Source organism: Pseudomonas sp. ES4, from assembly GCF_050586665.1.
GTDB classification, from domain to species: Bacteria; Pseudomonadota; Gammaproteobacteria; order Pseudomonadales; family Pseudomonadaceae; genus Aquipseudomonas; species Aquipseudomonas frederiksbergensis.
The window spans coordinates 13565-32427 of the sequence record NZ_JBOBDO010000012.1 but is presented as its reverse complement, the minus strand read 5'-3'; the positions used below and the strand labels follow the sequence as shown (position 1 = coordinate 32427).

Sequence of the window (18863 nt, the reverse complement as noted above, 5' to 3'; positions counted from 1 at the left end):
GGGGTATTGATCGTTCCCACGCTCTGCGTGGGAATGCAGCCCGGGACGCTCTGCGTCCCTAGCCGCGTGACGCGGAGCGACACAGGAGGCATTCCCACGCAGAGCGTGGGAACGATCTTGAATCACACCTCAGCTATAAACCCGGCCAAGCAGCTGCCGATGGCTTTCAAACTGGTCGAGCACGTCGCGGGTGATCTGATCCTGAGTGAAGCCCATCAGATCGTAATCCTGGCTGCCGTTGTGCAGGTACACCTCGGCGCGGTAGTAACGTGCGCGCGGTTCATCGGCACTTTCAGCCGACACCGTGTCACTCGCCGCCGCCAGATAGCCGTCCAGGCTTACTTCGTAGACAAAAGGGTTGCCCTCTTCCATCTCGATCCGCACGCCCATGCAGCGCTTGGCCTTGCCAAGCAACGTCTGCACATCCAGGCCCTGAGCACGCAATTGCACAGCCGCGTCTTCCAGCGCCGGGCTGACGCGCTTGTCCATGAAACGCTGAACGATCGACTGGTTCGGTTGCAGATCCAGCTGGGTCAGACGCTCGCTGAAACCACGACGACCACGCGCCGCCAGTTCCGCTTGTTCCTGTTCGATCTGCACGTCCTGGCGCATGGCCTTGTGCAAGCCGAACATGAAGAACACCAGCACTACCGAGAACGGCAGCCCCGCCAGCACCACCATGGTTTGCATGGCTTCGAAGTTACCGGCGAACAGCAGGCCGATGGTCACCAGCGTGATCACCGCCGACCAGAAGATCCGCAGCCAATGCGGCGCATCTTCGTCGACGTTACCGCCCTTGCACGAAAGATTGGCCATCATCACCGCACCGGAATCCGCCGGGGTCAGGAACAGCACGAAGCCGACAAAGATCGACACGCCGATCACAATCTTCGACGCCGGGTAATGCTCAAGCAGTTGGTAAATCGCCATCGACGGCTGTTCCAGCGCCGTCTTGCCGAGTTCCACCGCCCCATGGTTCATCACCAGGTCCAGGGCCGAGTTACCGAAGATCGACAGCCATGCCAGGGTGAAACCCAGAGGAATCAGCAACACACCGGCGACCAGTTCACGCACCGTGCGCCCACGGGAAATACGCGCGATGAACATACCCACGAATGGGGCCCAGGAAATCCACCAGGCCCAGTAGAACAAAGTCCACAGGCCCAACCAGCGGTCAGACTTCTCGCTGTCGCCTTCGTACACATAGAGGTCGAAGGTCTTCAGCACCACGCCGTTCAGGTAGTCGCCGATGTTTTGCACGAAGCCGTTGAGCAGGTGCAGGGTCGGGCCGAACAACAGCACGAAAATCAGCAGACCGCTGAACAGCACGATGTTCAGGTTAGACAGGCGGCGAATGCCGTTTTCCACGCCAGACACCGCCGCGATGGTCGCTACGGTGCTCATCACGATGATCACGATCAGCAGGTTGGTGTTGCTGTGTTCCATGCCGAACAGGTTTTCAAGCCCCGACGACACTTGCAGCGAACCAATCCCCAGGTTCGTCACCAGACCCAGCAGGGTCACGAACATGCCGAAGCCGTCCACCGCGTGACCGGCGGCGCCTTTGACCCAACGCTCGCCCACCAGCGGATACAGCGCCGAACGCAATGCCAGCGGCTGGTTGTGACGGTAAGCAAAGTAAGCAACGGCCAGGCCGACCAATGCATAGATCGCCCAGCCGTGCAGGCCCCAGTGCAGGAACGTCAGCTGAACGGCCTGACGTGCAGCCAAGTTGCTACCGGCCACGCCTTCCGGCGGATTGAAGTAGTGGTCCAGCGGCTCGGAAGCGCCGAAGTACAGCAGCGAGATGCCGATACCCGACGAGAACAGCATCCCCGCCCAGGCGCCGTAGCTGAAATCCGGGGTATCGTCCTTGCTGCCCAGCTTGAGCTTGCCGTAGGACGAAAACGCCAGGCCGACCACAAAAACCAGGTACGCGGCGATCACCACCATGTAGTACCAGCCGAAGCTGCGGGACAACCAGGCCTGGGCAATGCCGAGCATTCTGCCGGCCTCTTGCGGGGCGATGATCAGAATGGCGGTCAACAACAGGATCAACGCGGTAGAGGTGTAGAACACCCAACCGTTGACCGTCACCTTCTCGGGTGGGGTCTTTATTAGAGAGGCGGAACTCATGGCACAGATGCTCCAGGCAGTGCGAGAGAAAAACACAAGGCAACGCGTTACCCGACCATTCGGTTAGTTGGCAGCCGACCAGCGGGTGATATAAAGACAGCCCGAAAAAAGCCCGAAACCCCTGAACGCCTGAGCGTGTGGGTTTCGAGCATTTTCAGATGTCGTTTTTCCGCCAACTACATGTAGGAAAAACCTGTAGGTAGCGACGAATTGTCGCAGATCTTATTCTTTGTTGATTGAACGTTCAATCAAAACAAAATAGACTGGCCTTCAAACCGATAGACGTTTCGCGTCTGCCGGAAGGCCTAAGGAGATGTGCAAGATGCCCAAGGTCGGTATGCAACCCATCCGCCGCCAGCAGTTGATCGAAGCCACGCTACAGGCGGTCGATCAGGTCGGCATGGGGGACGCCAGCATTGCGCTGATCGCCCGTTTGGCCGGTGTCTCGAATGGCATCATCAGTCACTATTTTCAGGACAAGAACGGCCTGATCGCGGCCACCGCGCAGTATCTGATGAGTGTCCTCAGCGAGAACGTCACCGCGCGTCGCCAGGCGCTGGAAGACAGCAGCCCGCGGGCGCACCTTCAGGTGATTATCGAAGGCAACTTCGACGCCAGCCAGGTCAATGGCCCGGCAATGAAAACCTGGCTGGCCTTCTGGGCCACCAGCATGCACCACCCGTCTTTGCACAGGTTGCAGCGGATCAACGATCACCGTCTGTATTCCAACCTGTGCTGCCAGTTCCGCCGTGTATTGCCGCTCGATGATGCGCGCAGTGCAGCCCGCGGCCTGGCAGCCCTCATTGACGGTTTGTGGTTGCGCGGCGCGCTGTCGGGAGATGCTTTCGACACCGGGCAGGCGCACCAGATCGCTTACGAATACATGGATTTCCAACTGGCCAAGCAGGTGAGTTAGAGCACACAGAACCGCTCGGCACCTGAACCGTCACCGACCAGCGCCGCCAATGCGACACGGCACGCCCGGAGACCAACGCCAACCACTTATGCACTTGCGAGGACTTTATGGCCCGTTTCGAACTGCAAAAACTCTACATCGATGGCGGCTACAGTGACGCCAGCAGCGACGCCACTTTCGAAGCCATCAACCCGGCTAACGGTGAAGTCCTCGCAACCGTACAGCGTGCGACCCAGTCAGACGTTGAACGCGCTGTAGTCAGCGCCGAAAAGGGCCAGAAAATCTGGGCTGCGATGACCGCCATGGAGCGTTCGCGCATCCTGCGTCGTGCCGTCGACATCCTGCGTGAGCGCAACGATGAACTGGCCGCCCTGGAAACCCTGGACACCGGCAAGGCGTTCTCCGAAACCAAGTACGTCGACATCGTCACCGGCGCTGACGTGCTGGAGTACTACGCAGGTCTGGTGCCGGCTATCGAAGGCGAACAAATCCCGCTGCGCACCACTTCGTTCGTCTACACCCGTCGCGAGCCGCTCGGTGTTGTCGCCGGTATCGGCGCGTGGAACTACCCGATCCAGATCGCCCTGTGGAAATCCGCACCTGCCCTGGCGGCCGGTAACGCGATGATTTTCAAGCCAAGCGAAGTCACTTCCCTGACCACGCTGAAACTGGCCGAGATCTACACCGAAGCCGGCGTTCCGGCTGGCGTGTTCAACGTACTGACCGGCAGCGGCCGTGAAGTCGGCACCTGGTTGACCGAACACCCACGCATCGAAAAGATCTCCTTCACCGGCGGCACCGACACCGGCAAGAAGGTCATGGCCAGCGCTTCCGCCTCGTCGCTCAAAGACGTGACCATGGAACTGGGCGGCAAATCCCCGCTGATCATTTTCGACGACGCCGACCTCGATCGCGCCGCCGACACCGCCATGATGGCCAACTTCTACAGCTCCGGTCAGGTTTGCACCAACGGCACTCGCGTGTTCGTGCCGAGCCACCTGAAAGCTGCGTTCGAAGCCAAGATCGTTGAGCGCGTTGCGCGCATTCGTGTCGGCAACCCGGAAGACGAGAACACCAACTTCGGCCCGCTGGTCAGCTTCGCCCACATGGAAAGCGTGCTGGGTTACATCGCCAAAGGTAAGGAAGAAGGCGCTCGCGTCCTGTGCGGCGGCAGCCGTCTGACCGAAGGCGAGTTCGCCAAAGGCGCGTTCGTGGCTCCGACCGTGTTCACCGACTGCACCGACGAGATGACCATCGTTCGCGAAGAAATCTTCGGCCCGGTCATGGCGATCCTGACTTACGAAACCGAAGAAGAAGTGATCCGTCGCGCCAACGACACCGAGTTCGGCCTGGCCGCTGGCGTCGTCACCAAGGACCTGAACCGCGCTCACCGCGTGATTCATCAACTGGAAGCCGGTATCTGCTGGATCAACGCCTGGGGCGAGTCCGACGCCAAGATGCCGGTCGGCGGCTACAAGCAGTCGGGCGTGGGCCGTGAGAACGGCATCAGCTCGCTGAACAACTTCACACGCATCAAATCGGTACAGGTCGAACTGGGCGATTACGCCTCGGTTTTCTAAGGCGGTATTTGCTTCGCCTGCGAGATCGCTATCGCAGGCAAGCCAGCTCCCACAGGTTTGGCGCCGTTCGCCAAATCTGCGGTGCCCCCGATCCCTGTGGGAGCGTGGCTTGCCCGCGATCGAGTGCGAAGCACTCGCCGACCTGACCACTTTCAAAGAGGGTGCATTCAATGTCCCAAGAATTCGATTACATCATCATCGGTGCCGGCTCGGCCGGTAACACCCTGGCGACCCGTCTGACTGAAGACGAAGGCGTCACCGTCCTGTTGCTCGAAGCAGGCGGCCCTGACTACCGCATGGATTTCCGCACGCAAATGCCGGCCGCCCTGGCGTTCCCGCTGCAAGGCCGTCGCTACAACTGGGCCTACGAAACCGATCCAGAGCCACACATGGACGGTCGCCGGATGGAATGCGGTCGCGGCAAGGGCCTGGGTGGTTCTTCGCTGATCAACGGCATGTGCTACATCCGCGGCAACGCGATGGACTACGACAACTGGGCCAAACTGCCAGGCCTGGAAGACTGGGACTACCTGAACTGCCTGCCGTATTTCCGCAAGGCCGAAACCCGCGACATCGGCCCGAACGACTACCACGGTGGCGACGGTCCGGTCAGCGTGACCACGCCCAAAGCCGGCAACAACCCGCTGTTCCATGCGATGGTTGAAGCAGGCGTGCAGGCCGGTTACCCGCGTACCGAAGACCTGAACGGCTACCAGCAAGAAGGCTTCGGCCCGATGGACCGCACCGTGACGCCGAACGGCCGTCGCGCCAGCACCGCTCGCGGTTACCTGGACATCGCCAAGAAGCGCTCGACCCTGACCATCGTCACCCACGCCCTGACCGACAAGATCCTGTTCGAAGGCAAGCGTGCGGTCGGCGTGCGTTACCTGATCGGCGCCGCTGAAGAGCGCGTTGAAGCCCGTGCCCGCAAAGAAGTGCTGCTGTGCTCCGGCGCCATCGCTTCGCCGCAGATCCTGCAACGCTCCGGCGTCGGCCCGGCCGAACTGCTGAAAAAACTCGACATCCCGGTGGTCCACGACCTGCCGGGCGTGGGTGAGAACCTGCAGGATCACCTCGAGTTGTACCTGCAATACGCCTGCACCCAACCGGTCTCGCTGTACCCGTCGCTGCTCTGGTACAACCAGCCGGCCATCGGTGCCGAGTGGCTGTTCAACGGCACCGGCATCGGCGCCAGCAACCAGTTCGAAGCCGGCGGTTTCATCCGTACCCGTCCGGAATTCGATTGGCCGAACATCCAGTACCACTTCCTGCCGGTCGCGATTAACTACAACGGCAGCAACGGTGTGAAAGAGCACGGTTTCCAGGCGCACATGGGTTCCATGCGTTCGCCGAGCCGTGGTCGGATTCAGGCCAAGTCGAAGGATCCGCGCGAGTACCCGAGCATCCTGTTCAACTACATGGCCACCGAGCAGGACTGGCAGGAATTCCGCGACGGCATCCGCCTGACCCGTGAAATCATGCAACAGCCTGCACTGGACGCTTTCCGTGGCCGCGAAATCAGCCCGGGCATCGACGTGCAAACCGATGAACAGCTCGACAAGTTCATCCGCGAACACGCCGAAACCGCGTTCCACCCGTCCTGCTCGTGCAAGATGGGCACCGACGAAATGGCCGTGGTCGATGGCGAAGGTCGTGTGCATGGCATGCAAGCCCTGCGCGTGGTCGATGCCTCGATCATGCCGATCATCACCACCGGCAACCTGAACGCGCCGACGATCATGATCGCCGAGAAAATCGCCGACAAGATCCGTGGTCGCAAGCCGCTGCCACGTAGCAAGGCTGCCTACTTCGTGGCCGGCGATGCGCCGGTGCGTGGCAAGCCGTTGCGGGATGTGAGCCTGACTGCTCAGTAAAACCGCGTCACGGCCAATCGCGAGCAGGCTCGCTCCCACAGGTTCCGGGTTGGATTGCAAATGTGCGATCAAACCAAAAACCCATGTGGGAGCGAGCCTGCTCGCGATGGGGCCCTGACAAACACCACACATCTCTCGGTAATCCTTTCCTACACCGCTCCGCGCTTGATCCTACCCCCCGCACCGGCCTAATCTAGCGCCACGCAAACGTTTCACCCCCCTCGCGACATCGATACACCGCCACTCCATACCAAGGAGGTTCCCGAATGTTCGATTTCCATCCCCAGCTCAAGCAGCGTTTTGCTGCCTTGCGCACGGGCGCTGAATTCTTTTCGCTGCGTTATGTGCGCGAGTCCGGCCAGTACCTGTCGGTGCGCAAGAATGTCGCCGAACCTCCGAGCCTGAGCCGTGACGAAGGCGCGATGCTGACCGTTCGGGTCAACGGCGTCGAAGCCTACGCCGCGACCAACGACCTGTCGCAATCCGGCCTGCAAGCCGCACTGGAGAAGGCCGAGCAACAAGCCCGCCGACTCAAGCCCCACGCCCTGCTCGACCTGAGCGCGCAAGTGGTCTCCAGCGACCGCGCCGACTACTTTTCGCCGAACCTCGACCAGCCCTTCCCGTCCCTGAGCGATTGCTACCAACTGCTCGGCGCCGAGTCCGCCGCCGTGCCCAAGGACGAGCGACTGGTGAACTGGGAAGTGAGCATCGGCATCACTAACGTCGAGCAGATCTACCTCAGCAACGCCGGCGCCGAACTGCGCCAGGCCCAGCGGTTCGTCTACCCGAGCCTGGAAGTCACCGCCTACGACGGCAACGACAGCCAGACCCGAACCCTGGGCCGCGAGAACTTCGGTCAACAGGGCGGTTTTGATGTGATCAGCCGCTGTGGCCTGGTCGGCGCCGGTCCGAAAATCGCCGATCAGGCGCTGCAATTGTTGTTGGCGCCAAACACCCCGAAAGGCCCGCGTGACCTGCTGTTGATGCCGGACCAGATGATGCTGCAGATCCACGAGTCCATCGGTCACCCGCTGGAACTGGACCGCATCCTCGGTGACGAGCGCAATTACGCCGGCACCAGTTTCGTCAAGGCCGAAGACTTTGGCCGCCTGCAATACGGCTCCAAACTGCTCAACGTAACCTTCGACCCGGACATCCCCGAGCAGCTCGCCAGCTACGGGCATGACGACGACGGCACGGCCGCGAGCAAACAATTCCTGATTAAAGAAGGCTTGCTGCTGCGTCCATTGGGCGGCGCGCTGTCGCAGTTTCGCGCGGGTATGGAAGGCGTGGCCAACAGCCGCGCCTGCAGCTGGAACCGTCCGCCGATCGATCGCATGGCCAACCTGAACATCGAGGCCGGCGATCAACCGTTGGAGCAGATGATCGGCAACATCGAGCACGGCATCTTGATGAGCACCAACCGCTCGTGGTCTATCGACGATGCCCGCAACAAGTTCCAGTTCGGCTGTGAATGGGGCCAGCTGATCGAAAACGGCGAACTCAAAGGCGTGGTCAAGAACCCGAACTACCGGGCGATTTCCGCGCAGTTCTGGAAAAACCTCAGCGCCGTCGGCGATGCCAACTCCGTCAAGGTCCTGGGCACGCCGAACTGCGGCAAAGGCGAGCCGAACCAGGTGATCCGCGTCGGCCATGCCTCGCCGGCCTGCGTGTTCAGCAACGTTGATGTGTTTGGGGGAGCTGCCTGATGACTGACTTTAAAAGCGTCCCAAAAAACCAGGCCGATGCATTCAAGGCCTTGGTCGATTGGCTGCGCGATGCGATTCACGAGCCGGAACAATTCACCCTCAGCTATGCCGCCGAGTCCTCGGCCTTCGTGCGCTTCAACCACGCCAAGGTCCGTCAGGCCGGGCAGGTGCAGCAGGCGAGCGTCGGTTTCAAACTGATCAACGAGGGGCGCCACGCCGACCTGAACATCACGCTGTCGGGTGATGCCGAAGTCGATGTGCAGCGCCTGGCCGAAGGCCTGCAACAGTTGCGCGAAACCTTGCCACTGTTGCCGCAGGATCCGTACCTGCTGCTCAACCACAACGGCTGGCAGAGCAAGAATGTGCAGGAGCATCCGCTGCCGGACACCGAGCAAGTGGTTTCTGAAATCACTCAGGCCGCCGAAGGACTGGATTTGGTGGGTTTCTACGCCGCCGGCCCGATCAGCCGTGGTTTCGCCAGTTCGTCGGGCGCGTTCGGCTGGCATCAGGCCAACAGCTTCAACTTTGATTTCAGTCTGGTCCATGAAAACGGCCAAGCGGTGAAAGCCAGTTACGCCGGGCACGACTGGAACAGCGAAGGTTTTGCCAAGCGCTTTGCGCAGGCACGCGAGCAGTTGGCGTTTCTCGGCAGACCGCAACACACCCTGGCGCCGGGTCAGTATCGCGCCTATCTGGCACCGGCAGCCCTGGGGGAAATCATGGACATGCTGGGCTGGGGCGGTTTCTCGGCGCAGTCGATTGCCAGCAAAAACAGCCCGCTGCAAAAACTTTACGCGGGCGACAGTGCGTTCAGTCCGTTGGTGTCGGTGGATGAAAAGGTCAGCGGTTCGTTGAGCCCGGCGTTCTCCGGCGAAGGGTATCCGCGCAGCGATCTGGGGTTGATTGTCAACGGCAAGGCCGGCGCACAGATGGTCAGTTCACGCAGTGCGGCCGAGTACGGCCTGACCGCCAACGGCGCCAGCGGCGGTGAAATGCCAAGCGCAGTGAACATGGCCGCCGGTACGTTGCCTGATGCAGAGATTCTCCAGCAATTGGGCACGGGCTTGTACATCAGCAACCTGTGGTACCTGAACTACTCCGATCAGCCGGCGGCACGCCTGACCGGCATGACACGGTTTGCGACCTTCTGGGTCGAGAACGGCGAGATTCAGGCGCCGGTGAGCACCATGCGTTTTGATGACAGCGCCTACAGTTTGCTGGGATCGCAGCTGGAAGCATTGACCGAGGAGCGCGAGCTGATGTTGTCGGCCAGTACCTACAGCCAGCGGGCCACGGCGTCGGCGTTGTTGCCGGGGGCGCTGATCAGCAAATTGACCTTGACCCTCTGACCCTGATCGTTCCCACGCTCTGCGTGGGAACGATCATCGTCGTCGTTTAAATCAAATGAGGTCCCATGCCCAACCGCCCGCCTCTCGACGCTGTCACCGCCCGCTGGGTGCCGTGGGTTGTCGCCATCGCGTTCTTCATGCAGTCCCTCGACGGGACCATCCTCAATACCGCCCTGCCCGCCATGGCCCGAGACCTGGCCGAAGACCCGCTGCGCATGCAAGGCGTGATCATCGCCTACATGCTCACCGTCGCCTTGCTGATCCCCGCCTCGGGCTGGATCGCCGACCGTTTCGGCACCCGGAAAATCTTCTTCAGCGCGATCCTGCTGTTCAGCCTCGGCTCGTTGCTCTGCGCCCTGTCGAGCACCCTGAGCCAGCTGATTGGCGCGCGGGTGATTCAGGGTCTGGGCGGTGCGCTGATGTTGCCTGTCGGACGACTGGTGGTGTTGCGCGCCTACCCGCGCTCGGAACTGGTGCGGATCATGGGCTTCATCACCATCCCCGGATTGCTCGGCCCGCTGATCGGCCCGACCATGGGCGGCTGGATGGTCGAATACCTGACCTGGCACTGGATCTTCCTGATCAACCTGCCAGTCGGCGCTGTCGGTTGTTACGCCGTGTGGAAATTCATCCCCGACCTGCGCGGCACCGAACGCACCCGCTTTGACAGCCTGGGCTTTTTGCTGTTCGGCGCGGCGATGGTGCTGATCACCGTTGCCATGGAAGGTCTGGGCGAATTGCACCTGCCGCACTTGCGGGTGATGTTGCTGCTGTTCGGCGGCATGGCCTGTCTGGCGGCATATTGGTTGCGGGCCGGGCACATCGATAATCCGCTGTTCGCGCCGTCACTGTTCAAGACCCGGACGTTTGCCGTGGGCATCCTCGGCAACCTGTTCGCCCGCCTGGGCAGCGGCGCCCTGCCGTTTCTCGTGCCATTACTGTTGCAAGTGGCGCTGGGCTATTCGCCGTCCCAGGCCGGGATGAGCATGCTGCCGCTGGCGGCGGCTGCGATGGTCGCCAAGTCAGTGGCGCGACCGCTGATCGAACGCCTGGGCTATCGCATCGTGCTGACCGGCAACACATTGGCGCTGGGGCTGATGCTGGCGAGCATGGGGCTGGTCAGCGAACAAACGCCGTACTGGCTGCTGTTGGTGATGCTGTCGATTCTGGGGGCGATCAACTCCTTGCAGTTCACCGCAATGAACACCGTCACCCTGATCGACCTCGACGACGCCAGCGCCAGTAGCGGCAACAGCCTGCTGTCGGTGGTCGCGCAATTGTCCCTGAGCCTTGGTGTTGCCTGTGCCGGCGCCTTGCTCGGCGGCTTCACCGCAGAAGTCGGCAACGATGGCGCGGACACGGTATTGGTCGCCTTCCAGCTGACCTTTGTGACGGTCGGGATCATGGCGATGCTGGCGGCAACCATCTTCTCCCAGCTTTCACCCAAGGATGGCCGACGGACGGTCAGTCGCGAGCACGATATAGAGCACTGACTTGTAGCAGCTGCCGAGGCACGAGGCTGCGTTGGGCTGCGCAGCGACCCCTTGGGGCGGTCCTGCGGACACGCAACGCAGCCTCGTGCCTCGGCAGCTGCTACGGCTACTCGTCCAGAAATTGCAGGTGCAGAGCCGGAGACTGATACACTGCGCGACATTTTGTTTTGCAGGCCAGTCCCGTGACCACCATCGCCACCGCTTTTAATACTTTGCCGCTGTCCGCCGCCATGCTGGCTAACCTCGACTCTTTGGGTTATGCCGAGATGACGCCGATCCAGGCGCAAAGCTTGCCGGTGATCCTCAAGGGGATGGACCTGATCGCCCAGGCCAAGACCGGCAGCGGCAAGACTGCCGCCTTCGGTATCGGCCTGTTGAACCCGATCAATCCGCGCTTCTTCGGTTGCCAGGCGCTGGTCATCTGCCCGACTCGCGAGTTGGCTGACCAGGTCGCCAAGGAAATCCGTCGCCTGGCCCGTGCCGAAGACAACATCAAGGTCCTGACCCTGTGTGGCGGCGTGTCCTTCGGCCCGCAGATCGGCTCCCTGGAGCATGGCGCGCACATCATCGTCGGCACCCCGGGTCGCCTTCAGCAGCATTTGCGCAAAGGTTCGCTGGTGCTCCATGGCCTGAACACGCTGATCCTCGACGAAGCCGACCGCATGCTCGACATGGGTTTCTACGACTCCATCGAAGAAATCATTGCCCAGACCCCGGCGCGTCGCCAGACCCTGCTGTTCTCCGCCACGTACCCGACGGGTATCAAGCAGTTGGCGGCGAAATTCATGCGCACCCCTCAGATCGTGAAGGCCGAGGCGTTCCACGACGACACGCAGATCGAACAGCGTTTCTACGAGATTTCCCCGGAAGAGCGCATGGACGCCGTGGTCAAAGTCCTCGCGCATCATCGTCCGGCATCGTGTGTCGCCTTCTGCTTCACCAAGCAGCAGGTTCAGGAAACCGTCGATCACCTGACCTCCAAAGGCATCTCTGCCGTCGGCCTGCATGGCGATCTGGAACAGCGTGACCGCGACCAGGTACTGGCCATGTTCGCCAACCGCAGCACCTCGGTGCTGGTCGCTACCGACGTCGCCGCTCGCGGCCTGGACATCGATGCGCTGGACATGGTGATCAACGTCGAACTGGCCCGTGATTCGGAAATCCACATCCACCGTGTTGGCCGTACCGGTCGTGCCGGTGAGAAAGGGATTGCGATCAGCCTGGTCGCACCGTCCGAAGCGCACCGCGCCCAAGCCATCGAGCTACTGCAGAAGTCGCCGTTGAGCTGGGATCAACTGGACAACCTCAAATCCCAGGGCGGCGCACCGCTGCTGCCGGTGATGAGCACGCTGGTCATCGGCGCTGGCCGTAAAGACAAGGTGCGTCCGGGCGACATTCTGGGCGCACTGACCGGTGATGCCGGTATTCCGGGCGCTCAGGTTGGCAAGATCGCGATTTTCGACTTCCAGGCCTATGTGGCGGTGGAACGCGGGATCGCCAAGCAAGCCTTGCAGCGCCTGAATGACGGCAAGATCAAAGGCCGTTCGCTGCGCGTTCGTATCCTCTGATCATGATCGTTCCCACGCTCTGCGTGGGAATGCATCCCGTGACGCTCCGCGTCACATAACGGCGGACGCAGAGCGTCCATGGCGGCATTCCCACGCAGAGCGTGGGAACGATCATTGTGTGAGGACACCGTTTTGCGCTCTACCGAAGTCGTGATCATTGGCGCTGGCGCCGCAGGTTTGATGTGTGCGCTGACCGCCGCCGGGCGCGGGCGCAAGGTGATGTTGCTCGACCATGCCAACAAGGCCGGCAAGAAAATCCTGATGTCGGGCGGTGGCCGCTGCAATTTCACCAACATGTACACCGAACCGGGCAATTTCCTCTCGCAAAACGAACACTTCTGCAAATCCGCCCTGGCGCGCTATACCCAGTGGGATTTCATCGGCATGGTCGCCAAGCACGGCGTGCCGTACCACGAGAAGAAACTCGGCCAACTGTTCTGCGATAACAAATCCAGCGACATCCTCGACATGCTCCTCAACGAGTGCGATCAGGTCGGCGTCAGCCTGCACCTGGACACCTCGATCCAGCACATCGAGAAAATGGAAAGCGGCTACCTGCTGCAAACCACCCTCGATCAGATCACCTGCGAATCGCTGGTGATCGCCACGGGAGGCTTGTCGATCCCGACGCTGGGCGCCACTGGTTTCGGCTATCAGGTGGCCAAACAATTCGGCCACGACTTGCTGCCGACCCGCGCCGGGCTGGTGCCGTTCACCATCACCGATCAGCTCAAGGAGCTTTGCACCGAGCTCTCCGGTACGTCGGTGGATTGCCTGGTGAGCTGCAACGACCAGAGTTTTCGCGAGAACATCCTGTTCACTCACCGCGGCCTCAGTGGTCCGGCGATTTTGCAGATTTCATCGTTCTGGGAATCCGGCGACACGGTTGAGATCAACCTGATGCCGGACCACGACGTGCCGACCTGGCTGCAACAGCAGCAAGCCGAACGGCCGAACAGCGAGCTGAAAACCCTTCTGGGGGAAATCTTCACCAAGAAGATGGCCAACCTGCTGGCGGACAACTGGTTCGTCTCCAAACCGATGAAGCAATACACTCACGCGGAAATTGCCGACATCGCCGAAAAACTGGCGAGTTGGAAAGTGGTGCCGGCCGGCACTGAAGGTTATCGCACCGCTGAAGTGACATTGGGCGGCGTCGATACCAACGAGGTGTCATCCAAGACTATGGAATCGCTGAAAAGCCCCGGCCTGTATTTCATTGGCGAAGTGCTCGACGTCACCGGGCATCTGGGCGGTTTCAACTTCCAGTGGGCGTGGGCCTCCGGTTACGCGGCTGCGCAGTACGTCTGACATTTCTCGATGTGGGACTAGCTTTTGTGGCGAGGGAGCTTGCTCCCGCGGGCCTGCGCAGCAGGCCAAAAACCTGCCATCACCGTTTGTCTGACACACCCATGCACTGGATTTACGACGGCTGCGCCGCCGAGCGGGAGCAAGCTCCCTCGCCACAGGATTCAATGCAGACCTGACACCTCCAGCAGTAAGGAACAGATTTTGCTGTCAGATGTGATCGGCGCCATTGCGTCGACGTCATTACTGGCTCAATTTAGCGTCATTGCCTCGGAAGGCCCTCGCACTTCATGTCATCGACCCCCTTCAATCAGTCTCTGCGTCGCCTCTGGGCGCTGGATAAATTCAGCTACAGCGTGCGGGTGTTCATCGCCCTGACCGGCAGCATGGCGCTGTGTTGGTACAAGGATGAAATGGGGCTGCTGATCCCGCTGTTCCTCGGGATCATCGCCAGCGCCCTGGCCGAGACCGACGACAGTTGGCAAGGCCGCCTGAACGCACTGGCCGTGACGCTGGTGTGCTTCAGCGTCGCCGCCCTCTCCGTTGAACTGCTCTTCCCCTACCCCGTCGTTTTTGTCATCGCCCTGGCCCTGGCCAGTTTCGGCCTGACCATGCTCGGCGCCTTGGGCGAACGCTATGGCGCGATTGCCTCGGCGACGTTGATCCTGTCGGTCTACACCATGATCGGCGTGGACCAGCGCGGCGGCGAAGTCATCGATTTCTGGCACGAACCGGTGCTGCTGGTGGCCGGCGCCGCCTGGTACGGTTTGCTCTCGGTGCTGTGGCAGGCGATGTTTTCCAATCAGCCGGTGCAGCAAAGCCTGGCGCGATTGTTCCGCGAACTGGGTTTCTACCTGAAGCTGAAATCGTCGCTGTTCGAGCCGATCCGGCAATTGGACGTGGAAGCGCGCCGACTGGAACTGGCGCAGCAAAACGGCCGTGTCGTGGCCGCACTGAACGCTGCCAAGGAAATCATCCTGCACCGGGTCGGCAACAGCCGGCCGGGCTCGAAACTCAGCCGTTACCTGAAGCTGTACTTCCTCGCCCAGGACATCCACGAACGCGCCAGTTCCTCGCACTACCCTTACAACGCCCTCGCCGATGCCTTCTTTCATAGCGACGTGATGTTCCGCTGCCAACGCTTGCTGCGCCAGCAAGGCAAAGCCTGCCGGGCGCTGGCCGAGTCGATCCAGATGCGCCAGCCGTTCGTCTATGACGCCAACTTCGCCGAAGCCCTGAGCGACCTGCACGCCTCCCTCGAACACCTGCGCATCCAGAGCAACCCGGCCTGGCGCGGACTGTTGCGGTCGTTGCGGGCACTGGCGGCCAACCTCGGCACGCTCGACCGTTTGCTCAGCGACGCCAGCAACCCCGATGCCCTGGCGGACGCCACCGACAGCAGCCTGCTCGACCGTTCGCCACGCAATCTCAAGGATGTGTGGATTCGCTTGCGCACGCAGCTGACACCCACGTCATTGCTGTTCCGTCACGCACTGCGTTTGCCCCTGGCCTTGAGCATCGGCTACGGGATGGTGCATTTGATCCACCCGTCTCAAGGTTACTGGATCATCCTCACCACGCTGTTTGTCTGCCAACCGAACTACGGCGCCACCCGCCGCAAACTCGGCCAGCGGATCATCGGCACGGCCATCGGCCTGACCGTGGCCTGGGCGCTGTTCGATCTGTTTCCGAATCCCTTGGTCCAATCGTGCTTCGCGATCGCCGCCGGGGTGGTGTTCTTTATCAACCGCACCACCCGCTACACCCTGGCGACGGCCGCGATCACCTTGATGGTGCTGTTCTGCTTCAACCAGGTCGGAGATGGTTACGGGCTGTTCCTGCCACGGCTGTTCGATACCTTGCTCGGCAGCCTGATCGCCGGGCTCGCCGTGTTCCTCTTCCTGCCGGACTGGCAGGGTCGACGCCTGAACAAAGTGCTGGCCAACACCCTCACGTGCAACAGCATTTACCTGCGACAGATCATGCAGCAATACGCCGCCGGCAAAAGCGACGACCTGGCGTATCGCCTGGCCCGACGCAATGCGCACAACGCCGACGCGGCACTGTCGACGACGCTCGCCAACATGCTGATGGAACCGGGGCATTTCCGTAAGGAAGCGGATGTCGGGTTCCGCTTTCTGGTGCTCTCGCACACCTTGCTCAGTTATTTGTCCGGACTGGGCGCACACCGGGAAACCCAGCTACCACCCGATGTACGCGAGCATTTGATCGACGGTGCGGGCGTGAGACTGGCCGCCAGCATCGATGAAATTGCCCAAGGGCTGGCAAGCAAACTGCCGATTGCGATTCAGAGCGATGAGGAAGAGGCGCTGGCCAATGAGCTTGAACAGATGCCGGACGAAATCGATGAAGGGCAGCGACTGGTGCAGACGCAGTTGGCCTTGATCTGCCGTCAGCTTGGGCCATTGCGCACGTTGGCGGCGCACCTTATCAAGGAAACGAGTAAGGATTGAGAGGTGTGGCGGCTGGGCCGGCCTCTTCGCGAGCAGGCTCGCTCCCACAGTGGATCTGCTGTGGGTGCAGATTTTGTGTACGGCAGAGATCTAATGTGGGAGCGAGCCTGCTCGCGATGAGGCCATCAGCCCCACCACAAACCTCACATCCCATGCTGCTTCATCAACCGCTGATAACTCCCATCCACTTTCATCGCCGCGATCTCGCGGTCGAAACCGGCGACGATCTGTTCATGCCTGGGGTTCTTCAGGCTGACCAGGATGTGCAGGCTGTTCTCGCTCAATGGCTTGGGCAAAAACTCCACCGCATTGCGCACCTTGGCTGATTCCCTGGCCAGGTAATAACGCGCAACGTACTCGTCTTCCAGCGTCAACTTGACCCGGTCGGCGGCGACCATGCGCACAGCCATGGAAAAGCTGTGCACCGGGACTTTCTGCAGTGATACGTCGTCATCGAATGCCGACGAATAGGCGTAACCGCGCACCACCGCTATTGGGTAGGTATGCAGTTGATGCAGGTTGTTGTATTCGATCGGCGTGTCTTTGCGCTTGAGAAAGCGCACTCGATTGAGCAGGTATTCGCCGGAAAACTGGCCAAGCTTCGTACGATCGTCGGTGTACCAGGCGTTGACCAACACGTCGTACCGCCCCTCGCCAACCCCCATCAAGGCACGCGCCCAAGGCACTTGTTCAAAGTCGCTGGCATAACCGGCCCGGGCCAGGGCTGTGCTGACGATGTCCGTGGCCAACCCACCGTTGACCAGCGTGGCGTCGGTAAAGGGTGGCCAGGCATCGGCGACCAATCGCAGCTTTTCCGCTGCTGCGCCTTGAGTCAGCAACAGCAATCCAATCAAAGCAAAGGCTCGATGCAATTGCGGCATGCTAGAAATCCTTAGCGGGCGGGGCACTCCAGCCCAGATTACACAAACAAGACAACGCCGCGCGAAATGAATGATGGCATTTTGGCCTATGTCACAGATTTCTTTGCCATACAGACATCTTTCGCCTGGACGCTTAGTATCGGAGCGACGATGTTCAAAGGGAGTGTGAAGATGACAATCGATTGGGTCTGCAAACACCACAGCGATCTGGGCAAAGAGCAGCTGTACGCCATTCTGCAGCTACGTGCAGAAGTGTTTGTCGTTGAGCAGAAATGCGTCTATCAGGACATCGACGGCCAGGATCTGGAAGGTGACACTTGCCATCTGATGGCCTGGGACGGGGATCGGCTGGTGGCGTACCTGCGGCTGCTCGACCCAGAGTTACAGGGGGGTGACGTGGTCATCGGGCGAGTGATCATTGCCCCTCAAGCGCGCGGTACCGGGCTTGGGCATGAGTTGATGGCACAGGCGTTGAAGCAGGCTGAAAAGCGCTGGCCTGAAGTACCGATCTATCTCTCGGCCCAGGCGCATTTGCAGGGGTACTACGCTAAATACGGATTTGTGGTGGCGGGCGAGGAATTTCTTGAGGATGGCATTCCGCATATCGGGATGCGCCGCCCGTAATGAGCGCTCCCACGCTCTGCATGGGAACGCAGCCCGGGACGCTCCGCGTCCCTGCCGAAGCGGACGCAGAGCGTCCATTGAGGCATTCCCACGCAGAGCGTGGGAACGATCAGAGTCGAGCGTTCAGGGATATTCCAGCACCGCTTTGATCTGCCGAAGATTGCGCTCGATCCACCCCCGATCTATCGCCCCCCACTCGCGAATCCGATAACGCCCGGCATGATTGCGCGCGCCTTCTTCCTGCTGGAACTCGCAAACAATGTCCAGATCCGCCAATGCCGCGATGGTGTCCTGAGCCGTGCGCCGGGGCATGCCGGTCACTTCGGTCAGCGCCGGGACGCTACTGGCCAACCCGCTATCGATCAGGTACGCCACGTACAACCGACGATAGAAGCTGCTTTTGGTCTTGCTTACATCCATCGAAACACTCCCGGCTGCGATATCTTGATTTTTATTGCATGTCCCGCCACGTCAGGTACACCCGCACATCGAACTCAACCTGGTGATACCCCGGCAACATGTGACCGCAAAGCTTGTAGAACGCCTTGTTGTGATCCGACTCTTTGAAGTGCGCCAGTTCATGCACCACGATCATCTTCAAAAACTCGGCCGGTGCTTCCTTGAACAATGAAGCCACACGAATTTCTTTCTTGGCCTTGAGCTTGCCGCCCTGTACCCGGGAGATCGCGGTGTGCAATCCGAGGGCGCGGTGGGTCAGGTCCAGGCGGTTGTCGAACAACACCTTATCGATGGCCGGGGCGTTACGCAGGTATTCCTGCTTAAGGTCCAGCGTATAGGTGTACAACGCCTTGTCGCTCTGGATCCGGTGTTTTTCCGGGTAACGCTGGCTCAGGTAATCGCCCAGCCGACCGTCGGCGATCAGCTGGCGCACTTGGTCCTGCAGAGCAGCAGGATAGGCCTGGAGGTATTTCAACGCGGTCATTGGGGCGG

Annotated in this window: 14 protein-coding genes; 10 read left to right on the top strand and 4 right to left on the bottom strand. The window is 60.8% G+C overall.

The window, feature by feature from the left end; genetic code table 11:
• Positions 1–129 precede the first annotated feature (129 nt).
• Positions 130–2079: a BCCT family transporter gene (locus ACQ4OB_RS15165; RefSeq protein ID WP_229768770.1), complete on the bottom strand. Its 1950-nt coding sequence runs from the start codon at positions 2077–2079 to the stop codon at positions 130–132.
• A 379-nt stretch (positions 2080–2458) separates the two neighbouring features.
• On the opposite strand from ACQ4OB_RS15165, the gene betI reads away from it, so the two are divergent.
• From betI to yccS, 9 genes are all read left to right on the top strand, one after another.
• Complete coding sequence (betI, locus tag ACQ4OB_RS15160) at positions 2459–3052, top strand: transcriptional regulator BetI (RefSeq protein ID WP_033060362.1); 594 nt, start codon at positions 2459–2461, stop codon at positions 3050–3052.
• Between the two features lie 107 nt (positions 3053–3159).
• The gene (gene betB, locus ACQ4OB_RS15155) at positions 3160–4632 is read left to right on the top strand and encodes a betaine-aldehyde dehydrogenase (protein WP_430955971.1); all 1473 of its coding nucleotides are present in this window, start codon (positions 3160–3162) and stop codon (positions 4630–4632) included.
• Between the two features lie 170 nt (positions 4633–4802).
• On the top strand, positions 4803–6506 hold the full coding sequence (gene betA / locus ACQ4OB_RS15150) for a choline dehydrogenase (protein WP_430955970.1): 1704 nt from the start codon (positions 4803–4805) through the stop codon (positions 6504–6506).
• Positions 6507–6772: 266 nt separating this feature from the next.
• Positions 6773–8215: a TldD/PmbA family protein gene (locus ACQ4OB_RS15145; RefSeq protein ID WP_430955969.1), complete on the top strand. Its 1443-nt coding sequence runs from the start codon at positions 6773–6775 to the stop codon at positions 8213–8215.
• Positions 8215–9564: a TldD/PmbA family protein gene (locus ACQ4OB_RS15140; protein ID WP_430955968.1), complete on the top strand. Its 1350-nt coding sequence runs from the start codon at positions 8215–8217 to the stop codon at positions 9562–9564. The genes ACQ4OB_RS15145 and ACQ4OB_RS15140 overlap by 1 nt, the downstream gene beginning before the upstream one ends.
• A gap of 65 nt (positions 9565–9629) precedes the next feature.
• A complete protein-coding gene (gene mdtD / locus ACQ4OB_RS15135) occupies positions 9630–11057 on the top strand; it encodes a multidrug transporter subunit MdtD (RefSeq protein ID WP_102614910.1) in 1428 nt (475 codons plus the stop codon).
• 230 nt (positions 11058–11287) lie between these two features.
• Positions 11288–12625, top strand: coding sequence for an ATP-dependent RNA helicase DbpA (dbpA, locus tag ACQ4OB_RS15130; protein WP_232252256.1), 1338 nt, complete (start codon positions 11288–11290; stop codon positions 12623–12625).
• 132 nt (positions 12626–12757) lie between these two features.
• Positions 12758–13936 carry an NAD(P)/FAD-dependent oxidoreductase gene (locus ACQ4OB_RS15125; RefSeq protein WP_074871549.1) on the top strand — a complete coding sequence of 393 codons (1179 nt, stop codon included), beginning with the start codon at positions 12758–12760 and terminating at the stop codon, positions 13934–13936.
• Between the two features lie 287 nt (positions 13937–14223).
• Complete coding sequence (yccS, locus tag ACQ4OB_RS15120) at positions 14224–16407, top strand: YccS family putative transporter (protein ID WP_430955967.1); 2184 nt, start codon at positions 14224–14226, stop codon at positions 16405–16407.
• 143 nt (positions 16408–16550) lie between these two features.
• On the opposite strand, the gene ACQ4OB_RS15115 is transcribed toward yccS, so the two are convergent.
• On the bottom strand, positions 16551–17288 hold the full coding sequence (locus ACQ4OB_RS15115) for a substrate-binding periplasmic protein (protein WP_074871553.1): 738 nt from the start codon (positions 17286–17288) through the stop codon (positions 16551–16553).
• 171 nt (positions 17289–17459) lie between these two features.
• On the opposite strand from ACQ4OB_RS15115, the gene ACQ4OB_RS15110 reads away from it, so the two are divergent.
• Complete coding sequence (locus tag ACQ4OB_RS15110) at positions 17460–17912, top strand: GNAT family N-acetyltransferase (protein ID WP_074871556.1); 453 nt, start codon at positions 17460–17462, stop codon at positions 17910–17912.
• Positions 17913–18035: 123 nt separating this feature from the next.
• On the opposite strand, the gene ACQ4OB_RS15105 is transcribed toward ACQ4OB_RS15110, so the two are convergent.
• Both ACQ4OB_RS15105 and ACQ4OB_RS15100 read right to left on the bottom strand, forming a co-directional pair.
• Positions 18036–18332 (bottom strand): winged helix-turn-helix domain-containing protein, encoded by a 297-nt coding sequence (locus ACQ4OB_RS15105; protein WP_008151963.1) that lies wholly within the window; start codon positions 18330–18332, stop codon positions 18036–18038.
• A 31-nt stretch (positions 18333–18363) separates the two neighbouring features.
• Positions 18364–18855 carry a M48 metallopeptidase family protein gene (locus ACQ4OB_RS15100; protein WP_430955966.1) on the bottom strand — a complete coding sequence of 164 codons (492 nt, stop codon included), beginning with the start codon at positions 18853–18855 and terminating at the stop codon, positions 18364–18366.
• Between the last annotated feature and the right edge of the window lie 8 nt (positions 18856–18863).